This window comes from Meridianimarinicoccus zhengii (genome assembly GCF_003254465.1).
GTDB lineage: Bacteria > Pseudomonadota > Alphaproteobacteria > Rhodobacterales > Rhodobacteraceae > Meridianimarinicoccus > Meridianimarinicoccus zhengii.
The window spans coordinates 101,057-112,052 of sequence record NZ_QDFI01000004.1 but is presented as its reverse complement, the minus strand read 5'-3'; the positions used below and the strand labels follow the sequence as shown (position 1 = coordinate 112,052).

Annotated in this window: 9 protein-coding genes; 5 read left to right on the top strand and 4 right to left on the bottom strand. The window is 68.7% G+C overall.

Annotation, left to right across the window (positions count from 1 at the left end; all coding sequences use genetic code 11):
* Positions 1-63: 63 nt before the first annotated feature.
* Both trhA and DDE13_RS02410 read right to left on the bottom strand, forming a co-directional pair.
* On the bottom strand, positions 64-687 hold the full coding sequence (gene trhA, locus DDE13_RS02415) for a PAQR family membrane homeostasis protein TrhA (RefSeq protein WP_235868556.1): 624 nt from the start codon (positions 685-687) through the stop codon (positions 64-66).
* Between the two features lie 134 nt (positions 688-821).
* Positions 822-1,415, bottom strand: a complete 594-nt coding sequence (locus DDE13_RS02410; RefSeq protein ID WP_111401163.1) for a DUF1285 domain-containing protein — start codon at positions 1,413-1,415, stop codon at positions 822-824.
* Between the two features lie 83 nt (positions 1,416-1,498).
* Here DDE13_RS02410 and DDE13_RS02405 point away from each other — a divergent pair, with 83 nt between their 5' ends.
* Genes DDE13_RS02405 through DDE13_RS02390 form a run of 4 tightly spaced genes read left to right on the top strand, consistent with a single transcriptional unit; the run spans position 1,499 to position 8,275 of the window.
* Positions 1,499-2,506, top strand: a complete 1,008-nt coding sequence (locus DDE13_RS02405; protein ID WP_111401152.1) for an AAA family ATPase — start codon at positions 1,499-1,501, stop codon at positions 2,504-2,506.
* Entirely contained in the window at positions 2,503-3,396 is an 894-nt protein-coding gene (locus DDE13_RS02400; RefSeq protein WP_235868555.1) for a DUF58 domain-containing protein, read from the top strand. Before DDE13_RS02405 ends, DDE13_RS02400 begins: the two co-directional genes overlap by 4 nt.
* A complete protein-coding gene (locus DDE13_RS02395) occupies positions 3,396-6,188 on the top strand; it encodes a DUF4159 domain-containing protein (RefSeq protein ID WP_111401151.1) in 2,793 nt (930 codons plus the stop codon). Before DDE13_RS02400 ends, DDE13_RS02395 begins: the two co-directional genes overlap by 1 nt.
* Positions 6,188-8,275 carry a hypothetical protein gene (locus DDE13_RS02390; RefSeq protein WP_111401150.1) on the top strand — a complete coding sequence of 696 codons (2,088 nt, stop codon included), beginning with the start codon at positions 6,188-6,190 and terminating at the stop codon, positions 8,273-8,275. Before DDE13_RS02395 ends, DDE13_RS02390 begins: the two co-directional genes overlap by 1 nt.
* A gap of 85 nt (positions 8,276-8,360) precedes the next feature.
* Here the strand turns inward: DDE13_RS02390 and DDE13_RS02385 are convergent, their stop codons facing one another.
* Together DDE13_RS02385 and DDE13_RS02380 are read right to left on the bottom strand one after the other, a co-directional pair.
* A complete protein-coding gene (locus DDE13_RS02385; protein WP_111401149.1) occupies positions 8,361-8,723 on the bottom strand; it encodes a hypothetical protein in 363 nt (120 codons plus the stop codon).
* A gap of 47 nt (positions 8,724-8,770) precedes the next feature.
* The gene (locus DDE13_RS02380; RefSeq protein ID WP_111401148.1) at positions 8,771-9,469 is read right to left on the bottom strand and encodes a DUF599 domain-containing protein; all 699 of its coding nucleotides are present in this window, start codon (positions 9,467-9,469) and stop codon (positions 8,771-8,773) included.
* Between the two features lie 80 nt (positions 9,470-9,549).
* Here DDE13_RS02380 and DDE13_RS02375 point away from each other — a divergent pair, with 80 nt between their 5' ends.
* A complete protein-coding gene (locus tag DDE13_RS02375; protein ID WP_111401147.1) occupies positions 9,550-10,989 on the top strand; it encodes an FAD-linked oxidase C-terminal domain-containing protein in 1,440 nt (479 codons plus the stop codon).
* Positions 10,990-10,996: the final 7 nt, after the last annotated feature.

Below are 10,996 nucleotides of genomic sequence, written 5' to 3'. Positions count from 1 at the left end.
CTCCGTTTTCGATCTTGAATCAGAAATGAGACCAAACGGGAATCCCTTGATTGCAGACACGGCCTAGAGCGTCGCCGGTGCCACGATGCCCGGCGCGGTCTGGGCCATGTGCAGCGTCACGGCGAAGAACAGAAGCGCGCTCGCGGCCAGCACGAAGCCGTGCCAGATCGCGGTATGGAACGGCAGGCGATCCCACAGGAAAAATGCGGTGCCCAGAGTGTAGATCACGCCGCCCGCCACGATCAGGGCCATCACGACAGGCGACAGCGTGTCGAAAAGCGCCCAGCCCGCCAGCAGTCCGGCCCACCCCATCGCAAGATACAGCGCGAAGCCCGGCCAGCGCGCGCGGCCATGGGCAAACACATGCAATCCGCAGCCCGCGACCGCCGCCCCCCAGAGCCCGGCAACCAGCCCGCTGCCCGCCCCGCCGGACAGCAGCGCAAAAGGCGTGTAGGTGCCTGCGATCTTGAGGTAGATCGCCGAATGGTCGAGCCGCAGCAGGATCGGCTTCCAGCCCGGACGGGGCAGGTGATGATAGGCCGCCGAACAGCCCAGCATCGCCAGCAGGGCCGCACCGTAGATGCCCACCGCCATGAGTGCCGTCACGCTGCCGTGCCAGACGGCAGCGAGGGTGACGAGAACCGGCACGCCGATCAGTGCCGCAAGCAGCCCTGCGGCATGCACCATGGCGTCGCCAAGTGTCTCGGCCCTGCTGGGGGTCGATGCGGTTGGTCCCAAATCGGTCATATGCCCAGGGTAGTCGATTCCATGCGGCGTTGAAACATTGTGGCGCAGGACTGGTGAACGGGTTCCGCGACCGCTCAATCCGCGGGCAGGTCCGCCGCGGGAACGAGCGGGAAGAACGTGCCCCCCGACCACAGGCCGAACCAGTCCGTGCCGTCGCGCGCCACCACGTCCCCGATATCCGCGAGCCGGTAGAACGTTTTGCGGTCGATCCGTGCCTCCAGCCCCGCGCGCACCATGACGTAAGGCACCGCGCCGCCGGTGTCGCGCTTGTGCGCCATTCGGATCGGGTGGTCCGCATCGGCGGTCACCGTGTCGCCCACATGGGTCGTGAAGGTCAGCCGCTGGTCCGCATCGCGGCCCGAAACCGCCACGTCCTGGGCGACAAAGGGTGCATCCTCGACGCGGATGCCCACCTTTTCCACCGGTGTCACGAGGAAGAAGTCATCGCCTTCTCGCTTCAGGATGGACGAGAACAGCCGCACCATCGCCGGGCGCCCGATGGGCGAGCCCATGTAGAACCATGTCCCGTCGCGCCGGATTTCCATGTCGATGTCGCCGCAGAACGGCGGGTTCCACAGGTGGACCGGGGCCGGACCCTTCGCTGCCGCGGCCCGCGCCGAGGCGGCGAGACTGTCGGCGGAGGGTTTCACGATGTTTTGTGCGGCCATGGTTTTCACCATTTGCGGTTTTGCCATTTGCGGCGGACGGGATAGGTTCAAGCCATCGATATATGCATAGCGGAGGCTTTGTCATGGCCCAAGACGGCGACCTCGTGGCCGAAATCGAAGCGCTCGGCGAAAAACTGGCGGAGGCGAAGGGCAGCATCACCCGCCGGTTCATCGGGCAGGAGCGGGTCGTCGATCTGACACTGTCGGCGATGCTGTGCGGCGGTCACGGGCTGCTGATCGGCCTGCCGGGGTTGGGCAAGACCCGCCTGATCGAAACCCTCTCCACGGTCATGGGCATCGACAGCGCGCGCATCCAGTTCACGCCCGACCTGATGCCGGCGGATATCCTTGGGTCCGAGGTGCTGGAAACGGCCACGGACGGGGCGCGCTCGTTTCGCTTCATCCGCGGGCCGGTCTTCACCCAGCTTCTGATGGCGGACGAGATCAACCGCGCCAGCCCGCGCACACAGTCGGCGCTTTTGCAGGCGATGCAGGAAAAGTCGGTGACGATCGCGGGCCAGCCCCATGCGCTCGACCTGCCCTTCCACGTGCTGGCGACCCAGAACCCGATCGAGCAGGAAGGCACCTATCCGCTGCCCGAGGCGCAACTTGACCGGTTCCTCGTGCAGATCGACGTCTTGAACCCGGACCGCGACACGGAACGCGACATCCTTCTGGCCACGACGGGGATCGAGGATGCACAGTCCCATCGCGTCTTCGACGGGCCGAGCCTGCTGGCCGCGCAGACGCTGCTGCGCCGGATGCCCGTGGGGGAATCGGTGGTGGAGACGATCCTCGATCTGGTGCGTGCCTGCCGTCCGGAGAACCCCGAAAGTCCCGCGCTGGTGCGCGAAAGCGTCGCCTGGGGGCCGGGACCGCGTGCTGCGCAGGCGCTGATGCTGACGGTGCGCGCGCAGGCGCTGCTGGAGGGCCGCCTGGTGCCCACCGCCGAGGACGTGGCGCGCATGGCCGTGCCGGTTCTGGTGCACCGGATGCAACTGACCTTTGCCGCAAGGGCACGGGGCGAAGGGCTGCGGCCGCTGATCGAACAGGTCGCGGCCATGGCGACCCGGTCCGAGGCGGCGGCGTGACGGCGGGCGCGGGCGTCTACGACCGCGGCACCCTGCGCCGCGACGGGGAGGCGCTGGCCGCGCCGCTGCCCGCGCTTCTGGCGGATGCCGAGCATCTGGCCTCTACCATGCTGCTTGGGGAACATGGGCGCCGCCGCCCCGGCATGGGCGAGGAATTCTGGCAATACCGCCCCGCTATGGCCAGCGACGAGGCGCGCCTGATCGACTGGCGCCGGTCGGCCCGGTCCGACACCCATTTTATTCGCGAAAAGGAATGGCAGGCGGCGCAGACCGTAGCGATCTGGATCGACCCGGGCCAGTCGATGGATTTCGCCGCCGAAGGCCGCGCGCCCAAGGCCGACCGCGCCAAGCTCCTGTCCATGGCCGTTGCGATCCTGCTGTTGCGCGGGGGCGAACGGGTCGGGTTGACCGGCCATGCCGTGCCGCCCCGGCGCGGCGACGTGCAACTGTTGCGGATCGCCGAGGGCCTGCTGACCCCGACCGCGGCGCGCGAAGATTTCGGCGCGCCGGAAACGACGGGAATGCTGCCCCGGTCGCGCGCGATGTTCGTATCGGATTTCATGGGCCCGCTGGTGGAGGTCGAACAGGCCCTGACCGAAGCCGCGGATATCGGGGTGAAGGGTGTGCTGCTGCAGGTGCTCGATCCCGTGGAAGAGGCGTTTCCCTTCGACGGGCGCACGGTGTTCGAAAGCATGGGCGGCGGCATGCGCCATGAGACTCTGGAGGCTGGTGCGCTGCGTGACCGCTACCTGCACCGGCTGGCCGAGCGCAAGGCGCGGCTGGCGGAGTTGGCGGCGCTGACCGGCTGGCAATGCCTGTGCCACCACACCGGTGACAGCGCGCAGGCGGCGCTCATGTGGCTTTACGGCGCGCTGGAGCGGCGTCGCTGATGTGGACGCTGGGTGCCATCGGGTTCGCCACGCCGTGGCTGCTGGGCGCATTGGCCGCGCTGCCGGTGCTGTGGTTCCTGCTGCGCGTGGTGCCGCCCGCGCCGGTGCGTCGGCGCTTTCCCGGTGTGGTGCTGCTGCTCGGTCTGCGCGATGACGAAACGCAAAGCGACAAGACGCCGTGGTGGCTGCTGTTGCTGCGGATGCTGGCGGTGGCGGCGCTGATCCTGGCCTTCGCCGGGCCGGTCCTGAACCCGCAGGCGCGCGATGGCGGCAGCGGGCCGCTCTTGGTGCTGGTGGATGCCACGTGGGCGGATGCCCCCGACTGGGCGGCGCGGATGGCGCGGGTGGAGCAGGCCGTGACCGATGCCGGCCGGTCCGGGCGTCCGGTCGCCGTGGTCGCGGCGACGGACCTGCCGCCGGGCGGGTCGGTCTTCACGGGGGCCGAGGCCGTTCTGCCCAACCTGCCGCAGCTTGCGCCCGCGCCCCATGCCCCCGACCCGGATGTGCTGGCCGACTGGGCTGCGGGGCTGGAAGGGCGCTTCGCCACGTTGTGGCTGTCGGACGGTCTGGCCCGCGACAGTCGCGCGCCCCTGCTGGCAGCGCTCGAGGATCGCGGACCGGTGCGGGTTGCCGAAACGCCGCGTCCGGTGATGGCCCTGCGCCCGCCGGTACAGGCGGACGGTGCGATCACCCTGACCGGCCTACGCAACCGCACCGGGCTGGAACAGGCGGTGACGGTGGTCGCGCGCGGGCTCGATCCGGCTGGGGTCGAGCGGGACCTGGCCGAGGCGGAACTGGCCTTTGCCGCCGATGCCACGCAGGCCGAAACGGTGCTCGTGCTGCCGCCCGAACTGCGCAACCGGATCACGCGCTTCGCCATCACGGGCGAGTCCTCGGCCGGGGCGGTCAGCCTGACCGACGACGCCCTGCGCCGCCGCGAGGTCGCGCTGATCGCCGGGCGGGACGACCGCGAGGGGCTGCAACTGCTGTCGCCGCTGCATTATCTTGAACAGGCGCTGGCACCGTCCGCCGACCTGATTGACGGCGCGCTCGAAGATATCCTGCTGGCGAACCCCGATGCGATCATTCTGGCCGATGTCGCGCGGCTGGCCGATCCGCAACCGCTTGTCGACTGGGTCGACAGCGGCGGGCTGCTGGTGCGCTTCGCCGGGCCGCGGCTGGCGGCGGCAGAGTCGCCCACGGGCGAAGCCGATCCGCTGCTCCCCGTGCGGCTGCGCGCGGGCGGGCGCAGCGTCGGCGGTGCCATGAGTTGGGGCGAACCCAAGCAACTGGCCCCCTTCCCCGAGGACGGGCCCTTCCGCGGCCTGCCCGTGCCGGATGACGTGTCGGTGTCGGCGCAGGTTCTGGCTGAGCCGGACCCGGAATTGTCCAACCGCACCATCGCGGCCCTTTCCGATGGCACGCCGCTGGTCACGCGGACCCGCATCGGCAGCGGGCAGGTGGTCCTGTTCCACGTCACCGCCAATGCCGAATGGTCCACGCTGCCGCTGTCGGGCCTGTTCGTGCAGATGCTCGACCGGCTGGCGGTGTCGTCGCAGGTGGCGGCGCCCGATCCCGGCGATCTGGCCGGGACCATGTGGCAGCCTGTGCAGGTCATGGATGCCTTCGGGCGCGTGTCGGAAGCCGGGCGGCTGACCGCGGTGCCGGGTGAACGGCTGGCCGCCGGCGTGCCGGGGCCGGACATGCCGCCGGGCGTCTACACGGGCGGCGATCGGCGCATCGCGCTGAACATCGCCGGCCCCGACACGGTGCTCGCTCCCGCCGCATGGCCCTCGCGCATCGCGGTAGAGGGACTTGCGGTGGCGCAGGAAACGCCGCTGGCCGGGGTGCTGCTGGCGCTCGTGCTGATCCTCGTCTGTGCCGATCTTCTGGGGTCGCTTGCGCTGTCGGGCAAGCTGCCACGGCTGTCCGGTCCCGCGCGGCGCGCGGCAGCCGTGGCGCTGGCGATGCTGCTGGTGCCGTTGGGGGCGACCGCGCCGCGCGCGCAGGACGGCGAAACGCGCGACACGGTGCCCGAGGATATCGCCATCGCGGCGACCTCGGACGTGGTGCTGGCCCATGTCATCACTGGCGATGCCCGCGTCGACGAGATCGCGCGCGCCGGGCTCGACGGGCTGTCTCAGGTGCTGTTTTCACGCACATCGATCGAACCGGCGGCACCGCGCGGCGTGAACCTCGAAACCGATGAACTGGCGTTCTACCCGTTCCTCTACTGGCCCGTGACCGATGCCCAGCCGATCCCGTCCGCCGAGGCTTATGCCCGGCTGAACACCTATCTGCGCACCGGGGGCATGATCCTGTTCGACACGCGCGACGCCGACGTGTCCGGGCCGGGGGGCAGTACCGCCACCGGGCGCAAGCTGCAACGGCTGGCCCGGCCGCTCGACATCCCGCCTTTGGAGCCGCTGCCGAACGACCATGTCCTGACGCGGACCTTCTACCTCCTGCAGGATTTTCCGGGTCGCTACACGGGCCGCGACCTGTGGGTCGAGGCCGCCCCGCCCGATGCTGAATTGGTGGAGGGGATGCCGTTCCGCAACCTGAACGACGGGGTGACGCCGGTGGTGATCGGCGGCAACGACTGGGCCGCGGCCTGGGCACTGGACGACCGCGGCGGGCGGATGTTCCCGGTCGGTCGTGGCTATGCCGGGGAGCGGCAGCGCGAACTGGCGTTCCGCTTCGGCGTCAACCTCGTGATGCATGTGCTGACCGGCAACTACAAATCCGACCAGGTGCACGTGCCCGCCCTGCTTGACCGACTGGGGAATTGATGACCCACGAGATCCTTTATGCGCCGCTGGTGCCCCTGCCGCTGCTGATCGCGCTGGCCGTGTTGATGGCGGTCGCCGTCGCCGTCGCGCTGTGGCGCGGGCTGTCGGGCTGGTGGCTGCGGGGTTTCGCGGCGCTGGCGGTGCTTGCGGCGCTCGCCAACCCGTCGCTGCAGTCCGAGGACCGCGATCCGCTAAGCGACATCGTCGTCGCCGTGGTGGACCGCAGTGCCAGCCAGCGGATCGCGGACCGGCCTGCCCAGACTGCTGCGGCCCTCACCTCGCTGGAAGCGGAGGTGGCGCAACTGGCGAACACGGACCTGCGGGTGGTGGAGATGGGCGACGCACCGGACAATGCGGGCAGTCTCGGGATGGCGGCCCTGTCGGGCGCGCTGGCGGATGTGCCCCGGTCGCGGCTGGCGGGCGTGGTGTTCCTGTCGGACGGGCAGTTGCACGACGTGGACGCGGCACCCGACCTGCCCGCGCCGCTGCACCTGCTGCTGAGCGGCCAGCCCGATGACTGGGACCGGCGGCTGATCGTGACCAACGCACCGGCCTATGCCATCCTGGGCGAGCCCGTAACCCTCACCCTGCGGATCGAGGACCAGGGCGCGGTGCCCGCCGATCTGGGCGGCCGCGCGCAGCTCAGCTATTCCGTGGATGGCGAGGAACCGCGCCAGATCACCGTGCCCGTCGGCCGGGATCTGGAGGTGCCCGTGACGCTGCCCCATGGCGGCATGAACGTGATCCAGTTCACCGTGGCCTCGGCGGAGGGCGAACTGACCGACCGCAACAACGCAGCCGTGGTGCGCATCAACGGCGTGCGCGACCGCCTGCGGGTGCTCTTGGTGTCGGGCGAACCCCATGCCGGGGAACGCACATGGCGGAACCTTCTGAAATCCGACAGCAGCGTCGATCTGGTGCATTTCACCATCCTGCGTCCGCCGGAAAAGCAGGACGGCGTGCCGGTGACGGAACTGTCGCTCATCGCCTTTCCCACGCGCGAGCTGTTTCTGGAAAAGATCGACGAGTTCGACCTGATCATCTTCGACCGCTACAAGCGGCGGGGGATCCTGCCGGGCATCTATCTCGACAATATCCGTCAATATGTCGAAGGCGGCGGCGCGGTGCTGGTGGCGGCGGGGCCGGATTATGCGTCGGCGGCGAGCCTCTATCGCTCCCCCCTGTCTGCGGTGCTGCCCGGCGAACCGACGGCGCAGGTACTGGAAACGGGCTACCGGCCAACGATCACGGATCTGGGGCGCAAGCATCCCGTGACGGCGGGACTTGACGAAGGCTACGCGGCGGACCGCGCCGACGAGGGGCCCGACTGGGGCCGCTGGTTCCGGCTGGTGGACGTGGCCCCGACGCCGGAGACCGAAGTCGTGATGGCGGGCACGGACGGACGGCCGCTCCTGCTTCTGGACCGGGTGGGCGAGGGGCGCGTGGCGCTACTGGCGTCGGATCACGCGTGGCTGTGGAACCGCGGGTTCGAAGGCGGCGGGCCGCAACTGGAGTTGCTGCGCCGGCTCGCGCACTGGATGATGAAGGAACCGGAACTGGAGGAAGAGGCGCTGATCGCCGAGGGCGATGGCGACCGGCTGACCATAACCCGCCGCACCCTCGGCGATGGGGTCGAAGGTTTCACCGTGACTGCGCCCGACGGGACCGAGACGACAGTCGCCCCGACCGAGGTGGCACCGGGCCGGTTCGAGGCTGTGCTGGAGGGGCTTGATGTCGGGCTCTACCGCATCGCGGACGGCGACCGGACGACGGTCGCGGCGCTTGGTCCCTCGGCACCGCGCGAATTCGAACAGACCATCGCCAGCGGCGCGGCCATGGACGAGGTAATCGCCGCGACGGGTGGAGGCGTGCGCGCCATGTCCGAGGGAGCGGTCGATGTGCGCCCGGTCCGCGAAGGCCGGCCGGCGGCTGGCCGTGGCTGGATCGGGATCACGCCGCGCGGCGCCTATGAAACCGCGTCGGTGTCGGTGATGCCGCTTCTGCCGGGCTGGATCTGGCTGATCCTCGCCGCCGGTCTGACGGTCGGCGCATGGCTTTGGGAAGGGCGCAAGCGGCACGCGGCCTGAGGAACGTTTCCCGGCCCCGTGCTGCTGTGGCTCGTCCGGATCGCGCAAAGGGCGGGGCGACCGATGTGCCGGTCGCGTGCCAGTCTCAGTCCGGCAGATTGACCGTCACGGTTTCCGTCGCCCAGCCATCGACATTGCAGCGCGCGCGGACCATCACCTGCGTCACGCCCTTCGGGATGACAACGCCGTCCAGCGACCGGGTGAAGGGCTGTTCGTTCACGTGGGGGTGGAACAGTTCGCGGAAACCCAGCCGCCTGCCGTCGGGGGTCAGAATCTCCCACCCGTCGGCGTAGTGGTCCCAGCCCGTGTCCGGGTGGCGGAGGGTCACGTCGATTCTCCAGATATCGCCCTGCCGGTCGGCGCTGACCGCGACAACCTCGGGCGCGTCGGCGACGACCGGCGTGGCAAACAGAAGGGCGACACAAAGAAGCGGGCGTAGAGGTTTCATGGGGTCAAGGTGCCAGCCCGGTCGTGCCACTGCCAGACACAACCGCGTCAGGGGCGCGCGCGCATCAGTGCAGCGCGCGTGAGAGAGTTGAATTCGCGTCGCCACAGCACTGTTGCGGTGATTGCCACCGCGATCAACAGCGCTACCGCCCCCAACAACCAGCCAAGTGACCCCAGCGCGAAATAGACCGATCGCAGCCCGCGGTTGAAGGCCCGCGCCGCGCTGATGTTCAGTTCTGCCGCCTGGTCCACGCGGACCATGGCCACCGGATCGTTGGGATCGTTCGGCACCGCCGCCATGACGACCGAGCAATAGCCGAACACACGGTGCGACCAGACGAATTTCAGGAAGGCGTTGGTGACGAGGAACAGAACGACCGCAAGCTTCGCCTCCCACACGATGGGGGGTGTCTGTTCCAGTGTGAGATCCGACGCCACTTCGGACAGCCGGTCGATATTGGCGATCATCGCCAGAAGGCCGCCCAGCACGAATACCGCCGTGGACGCAAAGAATGCCGTGCTTTGGCGCAATGACGTGATGATGAGCGCGTCATAGACCTTGGGGTCGCGGGTCACGGACTGGCGCATCCATTCGCGCCGGTAGTCGGACATCAGCATCGACACGGACGACCGCTTGCCGAGCCCGCGTTCGATCACGATGGTGATCCCTGCCCAGGTCAGGAAAAGGGCCGCGACCGCCGCGACATCAAGCGGTGTGAGCAGGTGGGGGAGCGACGTGATATCCATGATGCAGCTTTACAGCGCCATTTGAACGGTTGCCATAGCGATCAATTGGTAATATAAAGTGACCAATAGGGGGGATTGCCATGGAAATGCCGAAGCCGAGCGATCTTGTGATCGCTGGAAAGGAAGAGCTTGTCGCGCAGTTGCGTGCCGTGCTTCCGGGCGATGCCGTGATCGACGACCTGGCCGAAACGCGCGCCTATGAATGCGACGGGCTGGCGGCCTATACCTGTCCGCCCATGGCCGTGGTGCTGCCCCGCACCACCGACGAGGTCGCGGCGGTGCTGCGCATCTGCCATGCCGCGAATGTGCCGGTGGTGCCGCGCGGCGCGGGCACGTCGCTGGCGGGCGGGGCGTTGCCCACGGCCGATTGCGTGGTGCTGGGCGTGGCGCGGCTGAACGACATTCTTGAAACGGATCTGCCGAACCGCTTCATCCGGGTGCAGGCGGGTCTGACCAACCTGGCCGTGACCCAGTCGGTGGAGGATGACGGCTTCTTCTACGCGCCCGACCCATCCTCGCAACTGGCCTGCGCCATTGCGGGCAACATCGCCATGAACTCGGGCGGGGCGCATTGCCTGAAATACGGCGTCACCACGAACAACCTGCTGGGCGTGACCATGGTGCTGATGACCGGCGAGGTGGTGGAACTGGGCGGGCCGTTCTGCGATGCGCCGGGGCTCGATCTGCTGGGGCTCGTGTGCGGGTCCGAAGGGCAGTTGGGCGTCGTGACCGAGGCCACGCTGCGCATCCTGCCCAAGCCCGAAGGCGCGCGCCCGGTTCTGCTGGGATTCGACAGCGCCGAGGTGGCGGGCGCCTGCGTGGCCGACATCATCAAGGCCGGCATCCTGCCCGTCGCGATCGAGTTCATGGACCGCCCCTGCATCATCGCCTGCGAGGCCTTCACCGGCGCGGGATATCCCGATTGCGCCGCACTGCTGATCGTGGAGGTCGAGGGTGCGGACGCGGAAATCGACCACCAGCTGGGTCTCATCAAGCAAATCGCGGGCCGCCACAACCCGGTCGAGATGCGTGAAAGCAAGTCGTCCGCGGAAAGCGCCGCGATCTGGCTTGGGCGCAAATCGGCCTTCGGGGCCATGGGGCAGATGGGCGATTACATCTGTCTCGACGGCACGATTCCGGTCAGCGAACTGCCATACGTTCTGAAACGCATCGGCGAGATGGCGCAGGAATACGGGCTGGGGGTCGCCAACGTGTTCCATGCGGGCGACGGCAACATGCACCCGCTGATCCTCTACGATGCCAACAAGCCGGGCGACCTGGCGCTGGCCGAAGGGCTGGGCGCGGACATCCTGAAGCTGTGCGTCGAGGTGGGCGGCTGCCTGACCGGCGAACACGGCGTCGGCATCGAGAAGCGCGACCTTATGAGCACGCAGTTCGCCCCCGACGACCTTGAGGCGCAGATGCTCGTCAAGGACGCGTTTGACCCCAAGTGGCTGCTGAACCCGGCCAAGGTATTCCCGCTGGCATCCAGCGCCGCGCGCCGGGGTGCGGCTGCATGAGCGAGGT

Excerpts from the sequence above, each read along its gene's own strand:
- DDE13_RS02390 (WP_111401150.1), top strand. The coding sequence starts at position 6,188 with ATGACCCACGAGATCCTTTATGCGCCGCTGGTGCCCCTGCCGCTGCTG.
- DDE13_RS02405 (WP_111401152.1), top strand. The coding sequence starts at position 1,499 with ATGGCCCAAGACGGCGACCTCGTGGCCGAAATCGAAGCGCTCGGCGAA.
- DDE13_RS02375 (WP_111401147.1), top strand. The coding sequence starts at position 9,550 with ATGGAAATGCCGAAGCCGAGCGATCTTGTGATCGCTGGAAAGGAAGAG.
- trhA (WP_235868556.1), bottom strand. The coding sequence starts at position 687 with ATGGTGCATGCCGCAGGGCTGCTTGCGGCACTGATCGGCGTGCCGGTT.
- DDE13_RS02395 (WP_111401151.1), top strand. The coding sequence starts at position 3,396 with ATGTGGACGCTGGGTGCCATCGGGTTCGCCACGCCGTGGCTGCTGGGC.
- DDE13_RS02380 (WP_111401148.1), bottom strand. The coding sequence starts at position 9,469 with ATGGATATCACGTCGCTCCCCCACCTGCTCACACCGCTTGATGTCGCG.
- DDE13_RS02410 (WP_111401163.1), bottom strand. The coding sequence starts at position 1,415 with ATGGCCGCACAAAACATCGTGAAACCCTCCGCCGACAGTCTCGCCGCC.
- DDE13_RS02385 (WP_111401149.1), bottom strand. The coding sequence starts at position 8,723 with ATGAAACCTCTACGCCCGCTTCTTTGTGTCGCCCTTCTGTTTGCCACG.